Annotated in this window: 19 protein-coding genes and 1 pseudogene; 9 read left to right on the forward strand and 11 right to left on the reverse strand. The window is 40.1% G+C overall.

The genetic code is table 11. The features are described from left to right. Nucleotides 1–70 precede the first annotated feature (70 nt). Nucleotides 71–727 (forward strand): 16S rRNA (guanine(527)-N(7))-methyltransferase RsmG, encoded by a 657-nt coding sequence (rsmG, locus tag Q0X72_RS07000; RefSeq protein ID WP_297763320.1) that lies wholly within the window; start codon nucleotides 71–73, stop codon nucleotides 725–727. 297 nt (nucleotides 728–1,024) lie between these two features. On the opposite strand, the gene pruA is transcribed toward rsmG, so the two are convergent. The 3 genes from pruA to Q0X72_RS07015 all read right to left on the reverse strand — a co-directional run bounded on the left by pruA (nucleotide 1,025) and on the right by Q0X72_RS07015 (nucleotide 4,607). Next, on the reverse strand, nucleotides 1,025–2,653 hold the full coding sequence (gene pruA / locus Q0X72_RS07005; RefSeq protein ID WP_297763323.1) for an L-glutamate gamma-semialdehyde dehydrogenase: 1,629 nt from the start codon (nucleotides 2,651–2,653) through the stop codon (nucleotides 1,025–1,027). Nucleotides 2,654–2,734: 81 nt separating this feature from the next. After that, on the reverse strand, nucleotides 2,735–3,121 hold the full coding sequence (apaG, locus tag Q0X72_RS07010; RefSeq protein WP_297763326.1) for a Co2+/Mg2+ efflux protein ApaG: 387 nt from the start codon (nucleotides 3,119–3,121) through the stop codon (nucleotides 2,735–2,737). A 241-nt stretch (nucleotides 3,122–3,362) separates the two neighbouring features. Then, the gene (locus Q0X72_RS07015) at nucleotides 3,363–4,607 is read right to left on the reverse strand and encodes a DUF5103 domain-containing protein (RefSeq protein WP_297763328.1); all 1,245 of its coding nucleotides are present in this window, start codon (nucleotides 4,605–4,607) and stop codon (nucleotides 3,363–3,365) included. Nucleotides 4,608–4,760: 153 nt separating this feature from the next. On the opposite strand from Q0X72_RS07015, the gene Q0X72_RS07020 reads away from it, so the two are divergent. From Q0X72_RS07020 to Q0X72_RS07055, 8 genes are read left to right on the forward strand one after another with little or no spacing between them, the layout of a single operon-like run. After that, nucleotides 4,761–6,113: a Na(+)-translocating NADH-quinone reductase subunit A gene (locus tag Q0X72_RS07020; protein ID WP_297763330.1), complete on the forward strand. Its 1,353-nt coding sequence runs from the start codon at nucleotides 4,761–4,763 to the stop codon at nucleotides 6,111–6,113. Between the two features lie 2 nt (nucleotides 6,114–6,115). Then, on the forward strand, nucleotides 6,116–7,390 hold the full coding sequence (locus Q0X72_RS07025) for an NADH:ubiquinone reductase (Na(+)-transporting) subunit B (protein WP_297763333.1): 1,275 nt from the start codon (nucleotides 6,116–6,118) through the stop codon (nucleotides 7,388–7,390). A 3-nt stretch (nucleotides 7,391–7,393) separates the two neighbouring features. Next, nucleotides 7,394–8,140 (forward strand): Na(+)-translocating NADH-quinone reductase subunit C, encoded by a 747-nt coding sequence (locus tag Q0X72_RS07030; RefSeq protein WP_297763336.1) that lies wholly within the window; start codon nucleotides 7,394–7,396, stop codon nucleotides 8,138–8,140. Between the two features lies 1 nt (nucleotide 8,141). After that, nucleotides 8,142–8,789, forward strand: coding sequence for an NADH:ubiquinone reductase (Na(+)-transporting) subunit D (locus Q0X72_RS07035; protein ID WP_297763339.1), 648 nt, complete (start codon nucleotides 8,142–8,144; stop codon nucleotides 8,787–8,789). A gap of 21 nt (nucleotides 8,790–8,810) precedes the next feature. Beyond that, a complete protein-coding gene (gene nqrE / locus Q0X72_RS07040) occupies nucleotides 8,811–9,548 on the forward strand; it encodes an NADH:ubiquinone reductase (Na(+)-transporting) subunit E (protein ID WP_297763341.1) in 738 nt (245 codons plus the stop codon). Between the two features lie 2 nt (nucleotides 9,549–9,550). After that, entirely contained in the window at nucleotides 9,551–10,858 is a 1,308-nt protein-coding gene (gene nqrF, locus Q0X72_RS07045) for an NADH:ubiquinone reductase (Na(+)-transporting) subunit F (RefSeq protein WP_297763344.1), read from the forward strand. Nucleotides 10,859–10,915: 57 nt separating this feature from the next. After that, complete coding sequence (locus Q0X72_RS07050; protein ID WP_367180426.1) at nucleotides 10,916–11,188, forward strand: Na(+)-translocating NADH-quinone reductase subunit F; 273 nt, start codon at nucleotides 10,916–10,918, stop codon at nucleotides 11,186–11,188. Then, complete coding sequence (locus Q0X72_RS07055) at nucleotides 11,166–12,194, forward strand: FAD:protein FMN transferase (RefSeq protein WP_297763347.1); 1,029 nt, start codon at nucleotides 11,166–11,168, stop codon at nucleotides 12,192–12,194. The genes Q0X72_RS07050 and Q0X72_RS07055 overlap by 23 nt, the downstream gene beginning before the upstream one ends. On the opposite strand, the gene Q0X72_RS07060 is transcribed toward Q0X72_RS07055, so the two are convergent. The 8 genes and pseudogenes from Q0X72_RS07060 to Q0X72_RS07090 form a co-directional block, all read right to left on the reverse strand. Then, complete coding sequence (locus Q0X72_RS07060; RefSeq protein ID WP_297763349.1) at nucleotides 12,195–12,962, reverse strand: class I SAM-dependent methyltransferase; 768 nt, start codon at nucleotides 12,960–12,962, stop codon at nucleotides 12,195–12,197. It abuts the gene before it with no gap. A 15-nt stretch (nucleotides 12,963–12,977) separates the two neighbouring features. Beyond that, the gene (map, locus tag Q0X72_RS07065; RefSeq protein ID WP_297763351.1) at nucleotides 12,978–13,796 is read right to left on the reverse strand and encodes a type I methionyl aminopeptidase; all 819 of its coding nucleotides are present in this window, start codon (nucleotides 13,794–13,796) and stop codon (nucleotides 12,978–12,980) included. Between the two features lie 22 nt (nucleotides 13,797–13,818). Further along, complete coding sequence (gpmI, locus tag Q0X72_RS07070; protein WP_297763353.1) at nucleotides 13,819–15,336, reverse strand: 2,3-bisphosphoglycerate-independent phosphoglycerate mutase; 1,518 nt, start codon at nucleotides 15,334–15,336, stop codon at nucleotides 13,819–13,821. A 214-nt stretch (nucleotides 15,337–15,550) separates the two neighbouring features. Next, nucleotides 15,551–15,718, reverse strand: a complete 168-nt coding sequence (locus Q0X72_RS13930; RefSeq protein WP_367180427.1) for a DUF6747 family protein — start codon at nucleotides 15,716–15,718, stop codon at nucleotides 15,551–15,553. Nucleotides 15,719–15,837: 119 nt separating this feature from the next. Then, nucleotides 15,838–16,602: a M48 family metalloprotease gene (locus Q0X72_RS07075; RefSeq protein WP_297763354.1), complete on the reverse strand. Its 765-nt coding sequence runs from the start codon at nucleotides 16,600–16,602 to the stop codon at nucleotides 15,838–15,840. 37 nt (nucleotides 16,603–16,639) lie between these two features. Next, nucleotides 16,640–17,323: a M15 family metallopeptidase gene (locus Q0X72_RS07080; protein ID WP_297763357.1), complete on the reverse strand. Its 684-nt coding sequence runs from the start codon at nucleotides 17,321–17,323 to the stop codon at nucleotides 16,640–16,642. Between the two features lie 222 nt (nucleotides 17,324–17,545). Further along, nucleotides 17,546–18,712, reverse strand: a complete 1,167-nt coding sequence (locus Q0X72_RS07085; RefSeq protein WP_297763359.1) for a gliding motility-associated C-terminal domain-containing protein — start codon at nucleotides 18,710–18,712, stop codon at nucleotides 17,546–17,548. A gap of 86 nt (nucleotides 18,713–18,798) precedes the next feature. Then, a pseudogene (locus tag Q0X72_RS07090) lies at nucleotides 18,799–19,140 on the reverse strand (hypothetical protein); the annotation flags it as partial.

The following is a 19,140-nucleotide window of genomic DNA, read 5'->3' on the forward strand; positions in this document are numbered from 1 at the left end:
CCGGTAAGTCATAAAATATGATTAATAAATGCCACTAATTATGGTATTTTTGTTCGAATAAAAAGCAGGAATGAACCCAGAGATCATCTATCATTACTTTCCGGAACTCTCAGAATTACAAAAGGAACAATTTGGGCTACTAGGTGTACTATACCAAGATTGGAATAAAAAGATCAATGTTGTCTCCCGTAAGGATATAGATGAATTGTACCTCAGACATGTGTTGCACAGTCTGGGAATTGCCAAGGTGATGGCTTTTCAACCCGGAACTCGCATATTGGATGTTGGAACAGGAGGTGGATTTCCCGGTATTCCTCTGGCCATTCTATTTCCTGAGATCCATGTAACTATGGTAGATGCTATAGGGAAAAAGATACGGGTAGTACAGGAAGTAGTGGAGGGATTGGGAATCACGAATACAAGGGCTTTACATACCAGAGTGGAGGACTTGGAGGAACAATTCGATTTTATTGTTAGCAGGGCGGTGGCAGCTATGCCTACTTTTGTTCATTGGGTAAAGGGAAAGATTAATAAACACTCTACCCATTCCAAGAAAAATGGGATACTATACCTAAAAGGAGGTGATTTAACGGAGGAGTTGAAGATCTATAGGAATGCGGAGATTTTTGACTTATCCCAATACTTTTCAGAAGAATTTTTTGAAACCAAAAAGGTGGTGTATCTACCTTTGAAATATCATGGACTCTTAAAAACTAAACATCGATAGATAGGAGTGTCGGCACTTACGCGCGTATTGTACTACAGCCGAATGCACAGTAGTCCAAAGTCCCTTATCTTGACTCCCCATATTCTCTGAATTTTTTCTTACTTCCATAGGAATTTAGATTTACAATATTCAAATTTACGCAAAAATTACAATTAATTAACGTTAAATTTACATTAATAGTATGTGAATGCTGGTATAATACCCCTTAACATACTAGAAAAGTGTTAGAAAGGAGCACAAAAAAAACCCTAAGAGATTTTCTTAAGGGTTTCATTATTGGTATGTGTAAAGGTGACTTTATCCCAAAAATGGATATCTATAATCTTCAGGAGTCACAAAAGTTTCTTTGATCAATCTAGGGGATACCCATCGCATTAAGTTTTGAGCAGATCCTGCTTTGTCATTGGTGCCCGATGCCCTGGCACCTCCAAATGGTTGTTGTCCAACTACCGCTCCGGTTGGTTTGTCATTAATATAAAAATTCCCTGCGCAATTCTGCAGTACTTTAGTGGCTTCTTCTATGGCGTATCTGTCTGTAGCCATCACTGCTCCTGTTAAGGCATAAGGAGAAGTGCTGTCTACTAATTTCAATACCTGGCTCCATTCTTTATCATTATAGACATAGATCGTAACCACAGGACCAAATAATTCCGTTTCCATAGTTACATAATGGGGATCTGTTGTAAGAATAATTGTGGGTTCAATAAAATATCCTTTAGATTTATCATATCCTCCGCCGGCCACAATCGCAGCTTCTTTATCCTTCTTTGCTCTCTCAATATAGCTTACTAATTTGTCAAAAGAACCTTCATGGATCACAGCTGTAATAAAATTGCTCATATCCTCGGGTGACCCCGGAGGATTTAAGGAATCGAGGTCTTTCTTCGCTTCAGATAAAATTTCATCGGCCGTAGATTTTGGTAAATAAACCCGCGATGCCGCGCTACATTTTTGTCCCTGGAATTCAAATGCTCCGCGAACAATGGCAGTGGCTACCTGCCTGGGCTTAGCCGTGGGATGTGCCACAATAAAATCCTTGCCCCCTGTTTCCCCTACTATCCTGGGATAGGTCTTGTATTTGTGGATATTGTTCCCTATTTGGGTCCATAAATTCTTGAATACATCTGTTGAACCCGTAAAGTGAATTCCGGAGAAATCCGGGTGCGCCAGAAGGGTCTCAGTGATCATCACAGGATCGCCATAGATCACATTGATAACTCCATCGGGTAGTCCGGCCTCTTTGAAAACATCCACGAGGATCTTGGCCGAAAATATTTGACTGTCACTTGGCTTCCAAACTACTACATTTCCCATCATGGCTGCACTTGCAGGTAAATTCCCTGCAATAGCTGTAAAATTGAATGGGGTAATGGCATAAACAAATCCTTCCAAAGGTCTGTATTCTACCCGGTTCCAAATTCCTTCTGCTGAATCTGGTTGCTCCTGATAGATCTGAGACATATATTCCACATTGAATCTAAGGAAGTCTATAAATTCACAAGCGGCATCTATCTCTGCCTGGTGAATGGTCTTGGATTGAGCTATCATGGTAGCTGCATTGATCTTAGCCCTGTAAGGTCCGGCTACCAATTCTGCTGCCTTTAAAAAGATCGCAGCGCGCTGTTCCCAGGCAAGATCTGCCCATTCACTTCTGGCCTCTAGGGCCACATTGATGGCCTCTGTTACGTGTTTCTTTGCTGCTATATGATACTGACCAACTTTGTGCTTGTGGTCATGGGGAGGTGAAAGGGGTTTTGTATTCCCTGTTCTGATCTCTTTTGAGCCAATAAATAAAGGAATGTCTGCTGCTCCTTTAAAATATGCCTTGTATTGTTTTAAAACGGCCTCTCTTTCGGGAGATCCTGGAGCAAAGCCCTTAATAGGTTCATTAACTGCTACTGGTACTTGAAAAAACCCTTTACCCATGACAATCTGTTTTGGTTAAAAATCATGCAAAGGTACTAAAAGGAGGAAGGTTTAGAAAATACTTATCCTCTAAAAAAGATGCTAATTTAAAGCGAAGGGAGCACTAAATTTGAAGGCCGGAACATAGACCCTGAATTTTTCGGTAGTAGAAAAATTAACCATGTTGTAATACCCTTTCATTGATCCGATTGGAGAGGATAATAAACAACCAGAACTATAGGTGTGTGACTGTCCCGGTTTTATTACGGGTTTTTTTCCAATGACCCCTTCTCCATCCAGGATCTCCATCTCATTAAGGGCATCATAGATCTGCCAATGGCGAGAAGTTAGTTGCACCGAATTTTTACTTTGATTTTCTATCGTTATGGTATAACCAAAAGCAAAATGTGTTTTATAATTTTTGAAAAATGTTCCTTCAAAACTTGTCGCTACTGAAATTTTAATTCCTTTGGTAACTTGTGTAATCATTTTCATGTCTTCTATAACCAGCTTAAATCAGTCTTTCAAAAAAAATAATAGGCGTTAAGGTATAAATTCTAGTTTAAATATAATAAAACATAGGTCTTACACACTTTTGGGATCATACCTGGCCCCAAAATATTCTCCTAAATACCTTTCATTGAGCAAGATAATAATTATGCCTAAAAAGAAGTAGCATTGGAAAAAATATTCGGTGTAGCGATATTTTTGTCTGCTGTAACCTAACCTTTTAATTGCTGATGGTCCTGGAATTGGCAGTTCCTATGCCTATGATCCCATCGTATAGATCTCCAAAATTTCGGTAATAAACAAGGATCAAATAGTTGTTTTCTGTAAAATGGAAATTACCCCCTATGGCGTTAAGATCAATACTGCCATCACTTTTTTTCAGGGCATAGTTGTAATTATAGAAACCTTGCTTAAGAAGTAGGGTAGCCTCCAGATTGCCGGTTTTGTCATTGTAGGTCAATTTATTGGAATCATCGAGTGCATAATTATTGTATTTCCCATAAATATAGACATCGTCTAAACCTATTCGCGCTGTATATGGTAAGGTAAAATGAACTCCTGTGTATTCCGCTTCTCGAGATCCGTCGGTTCCTTGTAAAGTTCTAATTACAAAATCACCATTGATATCCGGGAAGTAGGTATATGGTCTGTTAAACCTGTAGATGTCAGGAAATAGATAGTGCTGATATATGTCTTGGAATTCAATACGTGAAATGGCTGCTGTAGGAGCTCTAAGATCACTGGTATCAAAATTTAGAAATTCGTTGCCTCCAAAAAAGCTGGTTTCCTGATCATATTTATAAACTAATTCATTCCCCAGCGTGTATTGAGGAACAATTGAATTGATCACTAAATTCCATTGGTAATTTTTTATCAAGGCAACCTTTATCTCCTTTTTAGGATTCACCCATGGAAATCCGGCAGAATTTATTGTGAATTGAACAGATTGTTTCTCATCGAGATAGTTAAAATCTCTTGAACGGCGAACAACAGCAGCTACTCTAACCAGATTCTGATACACCACAAAACGTCGTGAGAATTGAAGTTCGTAAGAACTGTTATAGATCTCCAACATATAATTACCACTTACTTTAAGTCGGACATTGGCATTGGGGATGGAAAGTTGATAGTTAGAATAAGGCTGCAGAGTAGAATAACTATTCTCATAATTTATGATCCGTTGATTATCTATCCCAACCAGGTATTGCGACTTTAATAACTGTGAAGGTGTCCAATCATAATCGCAATGAATAATAGTATAATAATAGTCTTGTTCTGCGGCAAGGAGATCATCAAATTCAAGGTAAATATCCTGGCCTAATTGTACTATTGGAAATTGGTCCTCAGTCTCACCTTTAAAGATAACAGATTTAATATTCTCGGGAGGATTTACCTCCTCCTGAACCTGTGCAAAGGTCTGGAAGACAAAGCAACACAAAATAAATTGTTTAAGATTTAGGCGCATTAATGGGCTATTTTTAAGCCAAAGGTAAACAAAAACTATGCCCTGCAAATTCCCTTCGCTGTAATGCCCAAATTTATAGTCAATAATTATGAATACTTTCTTTTAATTGGTATTTTTGGGCAAATTTTTATAACCATAAAAGGTTTCCATTTCATGTCAAAAGACATTCGAATTAAAAAGGGTTTAAACATCAACCTGGTAGGCGCTGCGGAGCCTACAACCTCCAAAGCTGCTCTAAGCAATGTATATGCTATCAACTTGTCCGATTTTCATGGGCTAACACCAAAGATGATGGTTAAGGAAGGAGCTGAGGTAAAAGCAGGAGAACCCTTGTTCTTCAACAAGAAGATAGAGAATATGATGTTTGTTTCGCCTGTAAGTGGTGAACTAATTGAAATAGAACGGGGAGCTCGCAGAAGGATTCTTACCATTAAGATCCTGGCAGATAAGACGCAAGAACAGCTCACCCATAATACCATAGATCTTGGAAAAACCTCCGCCGCAGAGATCAAAAAATTTCTTCTGAAATCGGGGTGCTGGCCTTTCATAAAACAACGACCCTATGACCTGATTGCAAACCCGCAAACCACGCCTAAGGCGATCTTTATCTCCGGATTCAGTTCTGCGCCATTGGCAGCCGATATGGATTATGTGCTTCAGGGCAAAGAAAAAGAATTACAGGCCGCATTATCGGCTCTTTCAAAATTAACTCCCGGTGCCGTTCACGTTTCTGTGAGTTCTTCTTCCAATTCGCCCCTTGCGGCAATGGAAGGTGTAGTTCTGCATAAAGTATCGGGGCCTCATCCGGCCGGACTTGTAGGAACACAGATCAACAAGATTGATCCAATTAATAAAGGAGAGCTTGTTTGGACCATTAGTCCTCAAGATTTGGTAATTATAGGAGAAGCTTTGCTAACCGGTAAATTCAATGCGGAAAGATTGATAGCACTAGCAGGTTCTTCCATTAAGAAACCTCACTATTTCAAGACAAAAATTGGAGCAGAGATTGCCACTTTCTTATATGCTAGTGGCGTAAATGATAAGAATTTCAGGGTAATTAATGGTGATGTACTCACAGGTTTAAAAACCCGCCCAGACGGTCATCTAGGGTTTTATAATACAACGGTTTCGGCTATTCCTGAAGGGGATGATTATGAATTTTTTGGATGGAATAAACCGGTATTCGACAAAGTTTCTACAACAAGGGCACTTACATTTTCATGGTTACAGCCCAATAAGAAATTTGACCTAAACACCAATACCAACGGGGAACACAGGGCTTTTGTGGTTACCGGGCAATACGAGGAAGTCTTTCCGCTAGATATTTATCCATTACAATTGCTAAAGGCATGTATGGTGCAAGATCTGGATGAGATGGAACAATTGGGATTGTATGAAGTGATTCCGGAGGATTTTGCCCTAACCGAATTTGTTTGCATTTCAAAACAACCCCATCAGAAGATTATTAGAGAAGGATTGGATTTACTTTATAAAGAAATAGGATAAGGATGAGGAATAAAAGACTAACGTTTAAGAAAAGACTGCATATCCTGAAGCATCACTACAGGGACAAAAAGTTAGCACCGGCTTTTAATGCCTTTCATACCTTTTTGTTCTCTCCAGATGAGACCACCCATTCCGGAAGTCATATCAGAGGGGCCGATGATCTGAAGAGGACCATGAATACAGTGATCATGGCTTTGATCCCGGTATTGTTGTTCTCTATGTTCAATGCAGGGTATCAATATTATTCAGCCATAAACGGATTTCCGGAAAATTTTTCGGTTTGGAACGATTTCATTACATGGGATAATTTTTGGATTGGTATCACTAAAGTCTTGCCTCTTGTGGTTGTGTCCTATGGAGTTGGCTTGTTGGTTGAATTTATTTTTGCCGTCATAAAAGGCCATGAAGTAGAAGAAGGGTATTTGGTGACCGGGATGCTGGTACCATTGATAGTACCAATTGACACTCCACTTTGGATGTTGGCCGTTGCCGTGGTATTTGGAGTAGTGATAGGAAAAGAAGTATTTGGAGGCACAGGGATGAACATCCTGAATCCTGCGCTTACCATACGAGCTTTTCTGTTTTTTGCATATCCTACCTGGATGAGTGGAGATAAAGTATGGGTCCATGGAGCGGTTGAAAGAGCCGGGACACCAGACGCGATCTCAGGAGAAACAATCCTGGGTTATTTGGCCCAGAACAATGCCAGTGAATTTTCATATTCCGTTTCCGATATGTTCTTCGGATTTATTCCGGGTTCGGTTGGAGAAACTTCTGCTTTCTTAATCTTACTTGGAGGGTTATTCCTAATCTTTAGCAAGATCGCCAGTTGGCGTATCATGGTAAGCGCTGTAGCAGGCGCCTTGGCTATGGGACTTATTTTTAATGGGGTAGTAGATGCAGGATGGATCTCTGAATCGAGTAAATTCTACGGATTGATGAGTTTTGAATTCTGGAAACATCTCATTGTAGGTGGCCTTGCTTTTGGTATTGTCTATATGGCCACAGATCCGGTAACCGGATCACAGACCAATAGAGGGAAATGGATCTACGGTTTCCTTATCGGATTTATTTCGGTGATGATCCGGGTATTTAACCCGGCATATCCTGAAGGTGTATTCCTTGCCATATTACTTATGAACGTTTTTGCGCCTACTATTGATCATTATGTTGTACGTGGTAATATCAGCAGACGAATGAAACGTTTTAAGGATGCCGTGATTATTCCAAAGGATACAGATACTAAAGAAGCAGCAGTAAAAGTTGAAACCATATAGCTTATGAATAAAGAAAGTAACATCTATACAGTTCTTTTTGCCGGTGCAATGGTGATCGTGGTAGGTAGTATTTTAGCTTATCTGGCTTCGGCTCTAAGTGCAAAGATCAAAGAGAACGAGCGCTTTGAAAAGCAGCAGAATATCTTATATGCCATGGGGGTGAACCAAAATGAGGACGAAGGCAGTGTTGATTTTGTGCCTACGGACAGAGTAGAACAAGAGTTTTCATCCTTTATTACTGAACAACTCGTGATTGAAGGCGATAAGATTACACAGAATGATCAGGCCTATTTAATAAACATCAAGAAAGAACTTGATCTCATAAAAGACGGTAAAACACCAAAACTGCCAGTATTCATAGGAGAAAAGGATGGAGAGACTTTCTACATAGTTCCTATGTACGGCAAAGGTCTTTGGGATGCCATTTGGGGGTTTATGGCCTTGGATAAAAACATGACAGTACAGGGAGTTTATTTTGATCACAAAGCAGAAACCCCAGGCTTGGGTGCCAATATCAAACAGCGCTACTTTATGGATGATTTTAAAGGGGAAACCATTTTAAATGGTTCACAGTATGCGGGAATCAAAGTGGCAAAAGGAAATAATGACCCAGTAAATAATATCAAGGACGATAATGAGGTAGATGCCCTTGCCGGTGCAACTATTACCGGGAACGGGGTATCTGAGATGATCTCCAAGACCGTTCGCCTGTATAAGGATTATTTTGAATCATTAAGAAATAAAGGATAACATGGCATTACTCACTAAAAAAGACACCAAATTAATATTAGATCCCTTAGCGGATAACAACCCCATTACCATTCAGGTACTTGGGATCTGCTCGGCTCTGGCTATCACAGCAGAATTAAATGCATCTATTGTAATGGCCGTGTCAGTACTATTCGTGCTAGGCCTGGGAAATGTAGTGATATCCCTGATGCGTAATATTATTCCTTCCAAGATCAGGATCATTGTTCAGTTAGTGGTTGTGGCTGCCCTGGTGATCATTGTGGATCAGGTTTTAAAGGCCTTTGCTTATGAATTGAGTAAGACCCTGGCGGTGTTTGTTGGTCTTATCATTACCAATTGTATTATCATGGGAAGGTTTGAGGCATTTGCCCTAGGTAATGGCGTATGGCGCTCTTTTCTGGACGGTATAGGAAATGCAGCTGGATATGGAATTATTTTGATCATTGTGGGATTCTTCAGGGAATTACTTGGCTCAGGAACTTTGCTGGGTATTCCTGTATTGGGAAATCCTATTGATAAAACAGGATTGTATTCAATAGGGTATGAGAACAACGGTTTTATGTTGCTTTCTCCTATGGCCCTTATCGTTGTTGGAATTTTGATCTGGATACAACGTTCCAGGAACAAAGCATTAATTGAAGAAAATTAGAATAGATCTTAAACACACAATATGTTAGAACACGTAGAATTATTTTTTAAGTCTATTTTCATAGATAACATGGTATTTGCCACCTTCCTGGGAATGTGTTCCTATTTGGCAGTATCTAAGAAGGTAGCCACGGCAGTAGGACTGGGAGCTGCGGTTATTTTTGTGTTGGCCGTTACGGTTCCACTGAACTGGTTGTTAGATCAGTACATCTTGCGAGATGGTGCTTTGGCCTGGCTAGGACCAGAGTACGCAGACTATAATTTAAGTTTCCTTTCTTTTATTCTATTTATAGCAACCATTGCAACAATGGTACAACTGGTTGAGATAGTAGTGGAAAAATTTTCTCCAGCTCTGTATAACTCTTTAGGGATTTTTCTCCCGTTGATCGCAGTAAACTGCGCCATCCTGGGAGGTTCTCTTTTTATGCAGGCCAGAGAGATTGCAACACTAGGCCTCGCTTTTAACTACGGACTTAGTTCTGGAATTGGCTGGTTCCTGGCAATTCTAGCCATAGCCGCTATACGAGAAAAGATCAGGTATTCTAATGTGCCGCCACCACTTAGGGGCTTAGGGATCACCTTTATAATTACCGGATTAATGGCCATTGGATTTATGAGTTTTGGAGGAATGCTGACAGGAGGAGATGAAGCTCCTGCTCCAGAACCCACCACTGCTCAGAAATCTGAAATTGAAAAAACAACATTGGAAAAAGAGAAGCAAGAAAAAGCAGTCTCTTATAACACAATCGTAAAAGAATAAGCATGATTTTAGCTACAAGTACTCTTGGTACCGTTCTAATCACAGTAATAGCATTTATGGTGCTACTACTTCTTTTGGTAGCCCTCTTACTTTTTACAAAGGAAAAATTATCTCCTTCAGGTCCGGTGACCATTACCATCAATGGGGAGAAAAAGATAGAGGTAGCCTCAGGGAATTCATTATTATCTACCCTTGGTAACCAAAAGATCTTTCTTCCATCGGCTTGCGGTGGTGGAGGAACATGTATTCAGTGCGAATGCCATGTCTTGGCAGGCGGGGGAGAGGCATTGCCTACGGAAACTCCTCATTTTTCTAAAAAGGAATTGAACCATGGAGCTCGTTTAGCCTGTCAGGTAAAGGTGAAACAGGATATGGACATTACCATCCCGGAAGAAGTATTTGGGATCAAGAAATGGGAAGGAACAGTAGTTCGAAATTATAACGTGGCTTCCTTTATCAAAGAGTTTGTGGTGCAGATCCCTGAGGATATGAACTACAAAGCAGGCGGATATATTCAAATTGAAATCCCTCCTTGTGAGATCAAGTTTGCCGATATCGATATTACAGCTCACCCGGAAGAGCATGAAACTCCTGATAAATTCCAGACAGAATGGGATAAATTCAATTTATGGCCCTTGGTGATGAAAAATAATGAGGTTGTTGAGCGTGCCTATTCTATGGCTTCCTATCCTGCAGAAGGAAGAGAGATCATGCTTAATGTTAGGATCGCCACACCACCTTGGGATCGTTCTAAGAATGGGTGGATGGATGTAAATCCTGGCGTAGCTTCTTCCTATATTTTCGGTCAGAAAAAAGGAGATAAAGTTACTATTTCGGGCCCTTACGGCGAATTCTTTATCAATGAGTCGGATGCCGAAATGCTTTATGTAGGCGGAGGAGCCGGTATGGCACCAATGAGATCGCATTTGTATCATCTCTTCAAGACCTTAAAGACGAATAGAAAGGTTACTTACTGGTATGGAGGTCGTTCAAAAAGAGAATTATTCTATTTAGATCACTTCAAAAGCCTGGAAAAGGAATTTTCAAATTTCAAATTCTATATGGCTCTATCCGAACCAATGGAGGAAGATAATTGGAAAGTGAAGGAAGACCTTGATGGTCCTGGTGATGGCTTTGTTGGATTTATTCACAATTGTGTGATCGATAATTATCTGAGCAAGCACGAAAGTCCGGAAGACATAGAACTCTATTTCTGTGGTCCACCATTAATGAACAAAGCGGTGCAAAAGATGGGAGAAGATTTCGGAATTCCAGATGAGAACATACGTTTTGATGATTTTGGAGGATAATAGCACCTATAATTTATCTATAAAAACCGATATCAGCATATATCGGTTTTTTTGATTATGGGTGTAAATAGCAAGCTCAAGAAAAATCCACAATTTGTCTGTCTAAAGGAAAAGGAACTGCATTTTATTGTGGTGCGTAGTATTCCATATCCTGAGGATCCGAGCAAGTACGACACTTCGCTTATGACAAAGATCAAGGAACACGCTTTAAAGCACGAGGCCAGGACCTATTTTGCAGGGGTTGGACTTTCCAATGCAGCAGACCGTACTCAGCCAGTTTATCTAAATGAAGATTATATCGTAGAATATGAAGGCCTTGTTGAGATCTAAACGCACAATCTTATTTGTCTCATTACTATCAATTTTGCTGGTCTCTTGTCAGCAACAAAAACCTTGGATCAAAAATACAAACACCGGGGATGCTCTTGGAACCTCATATAGTATTATATACTTGGCGAATGATTCCTTAGATCTGAAGCATGGCATTGATTCAGTATTTCAAGTAGTGAACGCCTCCATGTCTACGTATATCCCAAGTTCAGATATTTCCAGAATTAACAAGGGAGATTCTTCGGTAGTGGTGGATGCCATGTTCAGGGAAGTGATGGCTATATCTAGAGAGGTGTATATAGAAACCAATGGTTATTTTGATCCCACTGTAGGGATCCTCGTCAATGCCTGGGGTTTTGGCCCGGGGGTGCAAACTTCTATGGATAGTGCAACGGTAGAAACCCTAAGATCTTTTGTGGGCCTGGATAAAATTAAGGTAACTGAAGATTTCAGGATAGAAAAAGAATCGCCGGAAATACAAATCGATTTTAATGCAATTGCGAAAGGGTATGCCATAGATCGGCTTGCGGCTTTTTTGGATAATAAGGAACTTCAAAATTATCTTGTTGAAGTAGGAGGAGAGATCGTTGCTAAAGGAGAGAATAAGATCAAATCTCAGGAATGGGTTGTGGGGATAGACGATCCTCAGGTTACCTTGGGCCGCCAATTAAAGATAACCCTGAATCTAAAGGACGAAGCTTTGGCTTCTTCGGGGAATTATCGCAAATTCAGAATCGATTCTCTTACGGGTCAGAAATATGTACATACGATAGATCCCAAGACAGGATTTACTAAGAATTCTAACGTTTTAGCGGCCAGTGTCATAGCCCCTTCCTGTGCAGTAGCAGATGCCTATGCAACGGCCTTTATGGCCATGGATCTCGAAGCCTCTATTGCCCTGCTGAACTCGAACGAGATATTAGAGGGCTATTTGATCTATCTGGATACCGAGGGAAAAGTAACCGAGTTTATGACACCCGGATTTAATGAGAAGGTAAGGCGATAATTAGGCCTTATTGACCACAGGAATGATCTCTATTTGTGCCAGCCGATACCGGTCCACTTCTTCTTTAGAAAGCTGTGAGGCGTAATGGACGGGACTCACTTTAAATCCAGCCTCTTCCAATGTTTTAAAATAATCGCGGCCATAGATACGAACATGGTCATACTGACCAAAGACCTTTGCGCGTTGCTTTTTGTCTGTAATACTGTCATCTTCATAGGTACTAGCCCTATCCAGATCTTGAGGGATCTGAAAAATGCCCCACCCTCCGGGCTTCATGACCCGAAATAATTCTGACAAAGCCTTGGCATCATCCGGGATATGTTCTAATACATGATTACAAAGGATCACATCAAAACTATTGTCTTCAAAGGGTAAGTTACAAATATCAGCTTTTACGTCTGCCAGTGGTGAATTCAGATCTGTGGTAGTATAATCCAGGTTTTTAAGTTTCCTAAATCGTTTATAGAAAGCTTGTTCAGGGGCAAAGTGCAACACCTTATGAGTTGCAGTAAAAAAATCGGTTTCATTTATTAAATAAAGCCATAGTAGCCTATGTCTTTCAAGAGATAGGGTAGAAGGGGATAGTACATTTTCACGCGGATGTTCATACCCATAGGGCAGGAATTTTCTAAACTGTTTTCCGTCAATGGGATCTGTATATCTATTTCCTTTGAGCGAAAAGGCAAGCAAAGGTTGCACCATATAGCTGAATTTGATCAACAAAGGCCTGGGAAACAACTTTAAGACAAATTTAAATACCTGTTTCACCTCTTTATTTAATAATTACAGCTGCAACTTAGAAGTTCTGTATGCGTCTTCTTCATCACTTTTAATGCCTAGTGCATCATAAATATATTGAAAGGTAGAAAGGAGTTCGGGTTTGCCGTTGATCAGGGCAATATCATGTTCAAAATGGGCGCTGGGTTTCCCATCTGCAGTCAGGATGGTCCAACCATCCTTCAATTGTTTTATTCTTCTCGTACCCATGTTCACCATAGGTTCTATGGCCACTACCATGCCTTCCACAAATTTTTTTCCTCTTCCTCTTTTCCCATAATTGGGCATTTCAGGGGCTTCATGAAGCTTTTTTCCCAATCCGTGGCCTACCAGTTCGCGTACAATGCCATAACCATGAGCTTCACAATACTGTTGTATGGCATACCCAACGTCACCTACACGGTTTCCGATTTTGAAGTGCTCTATCCCTACATAAAGAGATTCCTTGGTGATCTTTAATAGTTTTTTGGTTTCGGGGGCAACTTCACCAACTTCAAAGGTGTAGGCATGATCGCCATAAAAATCATTTTTTAAGGCTCCGCAATCTACGGAGAGTATGTCTCCATCCTTTAAAGGTTCATCGCTCGGTATTCCATGTACTACCTGTGCATTAGGACTTAGATTTAGTGTATTAGGAAAGTCGTACATCCCTAAAAATCCGGGCGCTGCCCCGTGATCCCTGATAAAGGTTTCGGCCAGTTCATCCAGATATAATCCTGTAACCCCAGGTTTGATCTCGGAAGCCAACATTCCCAATGTTTTGGAAACTATGAGTGCGCTTTCGCGCATTAGTTCAATTTCTTCCGATGTTTTTACTACGATCATATTTTACCTGCTTCCTGTAATTTTAAACCAGTGATTTTTGAGTCATGGCATTTGGTTGATGCAGACCCATCATATGAAGGATGGTTGGTGCTATATCACCTAAGACCCCGTTTTTTACTGCTTTTATGTCCTTGTCTACTACTATCAGAGGCACTGGGTTGGTGGTATGAGCTGTATTAGCACTTCCATCTGGATTTATCATGGTATCACAATTCCCATGATCTGCAATGATAAGGGTGCTATAGCCATTTTCCAAACCGGCGGTAACTACAGCTTCGGCACAACTATCAACCGTTTCCACCGCTTTTATAGCAGCTTCCATTACACCGGTATGCCCAACCATATCCGGATTTGCAAAATTTAGACAGACAAAATCGGCTTCACCTTTTTTTAATTCCGGGATGATAGCATCTCTGATATCGTATGCGCTCATTTCCGGTTGAAGATCATAGGTGGCTACTTTTGGGGAGGGGCACATAATGCGCGATTCACCATCAAAGGGAACTTCCCTACCTCCATTAAAGAAGAAAGTAACATGCGGGTATTTTTCTGTTTCGGCGATACGGATTTGTTTTTTTCCCTGGTTGGCAAGGATTTCGCCAAGTGTATCATGAAGATTCTCTTTATCATAAACCATTTTGATCCCTTTAAATGAATCGTCATAGTTGGTCATAGTCACATAGTACAGTTTCAGTGCCTTCATATGAAAATCTGGGTGATCCTTTTGTGAGAGCACTTCTGTTAATTCACGACCTCTGTCTGTCCTGAAATTAAAAAAGATCACTACGTCGTCCTCTTTTATAGTTGTAAGTGGAGATCCCTGCTCATTAGTAACAATAATAGGTTTCAGGAATTCGTCCGTAAGGCCATTATCATAATTTTTTTGGATACTAGAGAGAACATCTGTAGTCTTTTCTCCTTTGCCATTTACAACCAGATCGTAGGCCAATTGTACTCTTTCCCAGCGTTTATCTCTGTCCATTGCGTAATAGCGACCAATAACACTGGCGAGTTTTGCTTTCTTATCCTTACAGAAATGAATCAGGTCTTCCATAAATCCTTTTCCACTCCTGGGATCTACATCCCGTCCATCCGTAAAAGCGTGTATAAACACATTTGTAAGCGAATTATCTTCTGCTGCAGAGATCAATCCTTTTAAATGGGTAATATGACTATGAACACCTCCATCGCTTACCAAGCCGAGTAAATGAACGTGTTTTTGATGTTTTTTCGCATAGAGAAAAGCTTCTTTGATCACCTTCTCATCTTTTAGTTTATCCTCTTTAACCGCTTTGTTGATCTTGGCCAGATCCTGATAAACAATTCGCCCTGCCCCTAAATTCATATGGCCTACTTCACTGTTCCCCATTTGGCCTTCGGGCAGGCCTACATTCATCCCATCAGTAAGAAGGTTGCTATTGGGGTACTTTTTATAAAGAGAACTTATAAAAGGTGTTTTAGCCTGATCAATAGCAGAAACCTTTGGATCCGGAGATTTTCCCCAGCCATCAAGGATCATCAAGATCACTTTTTTATGCATTTCCATGGGCGAGTTTAAAATTATCTTTCAAAAATAGTATGATTTTATGGGGATTGCCACATTTCGTCATCCTTTTTCGCAGAACGGAGATAATCTAAAAAGAATAATACAATCGAAAGATCAATGGGAAGTAGTATTCAAAAACAAAATCCCCGGCGAAAACCGGAGATCTGCATATATTTTGAGTAACCCAAGTGTTCTCGCAAAAGGGTCCTTAAAATTCAAAACCAGTAAAGGCTCTATATAGAAATGCATATACTGCCATCCCTAACATTAAGGCGCAAAAAACGGAATAGCCCTTTAATAAAAAAACCACAAACTCTGGTTTACAGTCATCAAAGGCTTCCAGGTATAAATTTTTGAAGTGTAAAAGTGTTCCCATATAGTTTTTGTTTTCACAAAGCTATAAGGGTTAAATTGAGTGAAATAGTAGGATTGGGAGAATTTCAAAGATAGAAAAAAAAGGATACTATCCTAATTTTGGTCGATGTATTACAAATCTTAACTGCCCTGATACTTTTGAATGGCTTTTTTTATCTTTTCAATCCTATTTTCCGGATCCGGATGGGTACTTTGAAATTCGGGAGCCCGGTTTGGTCCCCCAGCTTCTTTTAGGATCTCCATCACGCGTATCATTTCTCTTGGTTGGTAGTGCGATCTTATCATAAATAATACGCCCAGGTCATCGCTCTCCAGTTCATCACTACGTCCATTTGTTAAGAGGGTATTTTGCCCTATGCTTCCAACTATATTTCCGGCATCGGCCCCAACCTGAGCACCCATACTTAAGGTCTTCCAGAAATTACTTTCGGCAATACGTTCTGCAGAATGTCTGCCGATTACATGCCCAATTTCGTGCCCAAGAACGCCAGCTAATTGTGCTTCATTCAATTGAGAGAAGAGGGCGTAAGTAATAAAGATCTGTCCTCCGGGGAGTGCAAAGGCGTTGATGGTCTGATCGTCTGCCAGTAAATGAAATTCATATTTATAAGGTGTTTCCCTGGCAATACTATTTTGTACAAGTTTATTTCCTACGGCATCCACAAAAGACTGCATACGTTCATCAGGGTATAAGCCGCCGTATTGTTGTGCAATTTGAGGAGTACTTTGAAGTCCGATGGCGATCTCCTGTTCTGCCGTCATATTAATATTTTGAACCCTGCCGGTATAAGGGTTTTTTTCCTTGTTACTGCAACGCTGTACTAAAGCGAAGCCAACGATTGCCAGGCCAATAAAAATTCTAATTTTCCAATTGGCTCTTCTCATGGAACAAGTAGTTTTGAATGATATACCATATAGTCACCTATAAAAGTACTCTGTTTATATCCAATATATTATCCCTGATATAGGTTTTGATGAATCCGGTAGTTAGGAATTCGCTTCCTACAAAATCTTCTTCAACCAATAATTGAAGAATGTTCTTTTTTCGAAATATCTCGAGCATAGGAACGGAAAGCGGTGCATAGCTATAATGCCACGGCTCGTATTTAAATCCACGGCGTTTCGACTCATTTGTATAGACCAGGTAAAAACCGTATTCCCGTGCATGTTCATCCATCCAAACCTTTAGGTCTGCAAATGGTCCGCCTTCTTCGAATTTAGTAGGAACCAACACGTCCCCTTCCGTATTTTTGCTGGCATCAATGATATCGATTTCTGTACCCCAATGATGTCTGCTGGTACCCGGTATCGTAGAGTATTCAATGATCTTATCTATTGCCTGTAATGGTTCCATTCCATCATCTTCTGTATACTGCAGGTATTTCCTTTCGAAAATGGCCAGTTGGCGGTCAAAACTTCGATAGCTGGATACGATCTCAATTGATATCCCATCCTGATAGGCGGCTTTTTTCATTTCAATAAAGGCATCGTGTGCTTCTTTACGAAGGTTGATTCCCTCCCCGTACAAATCGATGTCTGCTTTGCCCATCAATTCCGAAATATCGTAGGCCGCAGTTTGAGCCCAGGTAGCAGTATGAATAGTCATAATCATTATCACTATCAAATTGATTTTTAGAATAAAAGATCTTCTAAGCATATTAGATTCCTTAAGAGGTTAAAAAATAAGACTTCAGAGCCACATATTTGCGATCCCTAAATTAAAATAAATTCAAGAGTTATTGGCAGATTACATCATATAATGTTGAAAGTGCCTCTCGATCAAAGTTCGCATTCATGACATGGAAAATAGCATCTTCAATTGGAGGATCTAATTTGAGATATAGAGATACCCCTGATGTTTTTGCCGCAGGTCATGCATGGTAATAATATAAAAGTAGATCCCCGAAGCTAGTCCGGTTCCTCTTTTCACAACTGCTTTCCGGTTAGACTGACCGTTGAAATCGTTTTGGTAATTCGCTTTGGAATAGACCAACACCCCGTAGCGGTCAAAGATCTCCAAAAGATTATTTGGCGAATTCTCCATACCCTCTAATACCAACATATCATTGGCACCATCACCATTTGGTGTCATAAAATAATTGTCCAGCTCCATAGTGGTATAGGTTTCCAGCCTGCTATCATTACCCCCTATGGTAAATATTTCATACTCATTGGGTACCACAGTTTCTGAGGTAACGGACCCATAGCCCATACCACCTTCAACGGCAGAGTTCCCAAGGTTTACCCATTGGTTTTCGGTCTTGCTCCAGCCTACAACCTTTAGCTCGTTTAAGTATTCTCCCAGGGCACGTACATTGCTGTATTCATCCCAGGTTAGGGTTATTTTAGAAGGAACATCGCTTTCCAGGCGCCAAAATTCTTTATCACTCACAGAAATAAATTCTGTAGCTTTTTTATTGGTACTGAAATCAACATTTAATGTTTTTGAGTTATTGGGATCTTCGAAAAAATAGGCACATTTAGCCATAGCATTGATAGCTACAGACTCTATGGTTAAAGGGCGTAACCTATCTTCATTCCCCACAGGGAACAAAAAGGATTCCTTGTTGGTCATGGCACCATACCCATCAATTTTGGATACGCTGCTTTCTCCAATGTAGAAAGAGTAATCAAGAAAGTTTGAATATATGGCAGTACCCGATTTTTCGGTAACAATATCGCCCGTGATAAGGTTTACATTGTTATGAACATTAACTGAAGTTTCTAATACAAGTCCGCCACCAACGTCTACTTCTGTATCAAAAAGTACAGGCATATAAGCGCCTGAGATGGTCAATGCATCCTGATCGCTATAAAAACCAACCAGCCCGGTGGTTTGATCAAAAGTACCATCATATACAAGATCCAGATGAAAGCCAACGTTAGTATTACCATGTAGCTGTATCACTCCATAGTTATGAACGGCCTCTTGTGCATAAATGCATGAAAGAGAAACATACAACATTAAAATAGATACAAATACTAATTTTCTCATAAGGCTTTTATACTATGGCTTGTTTTGAAAGAAGTTATGGAACACTTTATTCTTATCACATTTATATTACTGAAACAAACATATTACTATAGCATATTAATTATGTGCCAATTGGTACCGTCACTCTGAAACCAAAAAATTTTGTCATTATCAATTTTATTATCTGGGTCTCCTTTTACATCCAAATAATTGATGTTGGTAAAATTATCTCCTGTACCAAGATTCTTTATTACATAGATTCGTCCCCTACAAGTGTTTGCTGCCGGGAGTGATATAATCAGGTCCTTTACTGTAGTCGTTATCAAAGTATGATCATTCACCCCCAGGGTTGTGTTCACTGCCGTTGAACGTATTGGGGTTGAAAAAGATCCGGAGACTTGTAAAGTGGAATTTGGGGTTGTATTTCCTATCCCAATTTTACCGTTTGT

This window comes from uncultured Muriicola sp., from assembly GCF_947258935.1.
In the GTDB taxonomy this organism is placed as follows: Bacteria; Bacteroidota; Bacteroidia; order Flavobacteriales; family Flavobacteriaceae; genus Muriicola.

What these genes read in the sequence shown, in the direction of transcription:
- rsmG (WP_297763320.1), top strand. Translation starts at nt 71, where the DNA reads ATGAACCCAGAGATCATCTATCATTACTTTCCGGAACTCTCAGAATTA.
- pruA (WP_297763323.1), bottom strand. Translation starts at nt 2,653, where the DNA reads ATGGGTAAAGGGTTTTTTCAAGTACCAGTAGCAGTTAATGAACCTATT.
- apaG (WP_297763326.1), bottom strand. Translation starts at nt 3,121, where the DNA reads ATGATTACACAAGTTACCAAAGGAATTAAAATTTCAGTAGCGACAAGT.
- Q0X72_RS07015 (WP_297763328.1), bottom strand. Translation starts at nt 4,607, where the DNA reads ATGCGCCTAAATCTTAAACAATTTATTTTGTGTTGCTTTGTCTTCCAG.
- Q0X72_RS07020 (WP_297763330.1), top strand. Translation starts at nt 4,761, where the DNA reads ATGTCAAAAGACATTCGAATTAAAAAGGGTTTAAACATCAACCTGGTA.
- Q0X72_RS07025 (WP_297763333.1), top strand. Translation starts at nt 6,116, where the DNA reads ATGAGGAATAAAAGACTAACGTTTAAGAAAAGACTGCATATCCTGAAG.
- Q0X72_RS07030 (WP_297763336.1), top strand. Translation starts at nt 7,394, where the DNA reads ATGAATAAAGAAAGTAACATCTATACAGTTCTTTTTGCCGGTGCAATG.
- Q0X72_RS07035 (WP_297763339.1), top strand. Translation starts at nt 8,142, where the DNA reads ATGGCATTACTCACTAAAAAAGACACCAAATTAATATTAGATCCCTTA.
- nqrE (WP_297763341.1), top strand. Translation starts at nt 8,811, where the DNA reads ATGTTAGAACACGTAGAATTATTTTTTAAGTCTATTTTCATAGATAAC.
- nqrF (WP_297763344.1), top strand. Translation starts at nt 9,551, where the DNA reads ATGATTTTAGCTACAAGTACTCTTGGTACCGTTCTAATCACAGTAATA.
- Q0X72_RS07050 (WP_367180426.1), top strand. Translation starts at nt 10,916, where the DNA reads ATGGGTGTAAATAGCAAGCTCAAGAAAAATCCACAATTTGTCTGTCTA.
- Q0X72_RS07055 (WP_297763347.1), top strand. Translation starts at nt 11,166, where the DNA reads ATGAAGGCCTTGTTGAGATCTAAACGCACAATCTTATTTGTCTCATTA.
- map (WP_297763351.1), bottom strand. Translation starts at nt 13,796, where the DNA reads ATGATCGTAGTAAAAACATCGGAAGAAATTGAACTAATGCGCGAAAGC.
- gpmI (WP_297763353.1), bottom strand. Translation starts at nt 15,336, where the DNA reads ATGCATAAAAAAGTGATCTTGATGATCCTTGATGGCTGGGGAAAATCT.
- Q0X72_RS13930 (WP_367180427.1), bottom strand. Translation starts at nt 15,718, where the DNA reads ATGGGAACACTTTTACACTTCAAAAATTTATACCTGGAAGCCTTTGAT.
- Q0X72_RS07075 (WP_297763354.1), bottom strand. Translation starts at nt 16,602, where the DNA reads ATGAGAAGAGCCAATTGGAAAATTAGAATTTTTATTGGCCTGGCAATC.
- Q0X72_RS07080 (WP_297763357.1), bottom strand. Translation starts at nt 17,323, where the DNA reads ATGACTATTCATACTGCTACCTGGGCTCAAACTGCGGCCTACGATATT.
- Q0X72_RS07085 (WP_297763359.1), bottom strand. Translation starts at nt 18,712, where the DNA reads ATGAGAAAATTAGTATTTGTATCTATTTTAATGTTGTATGTTTCTCTT.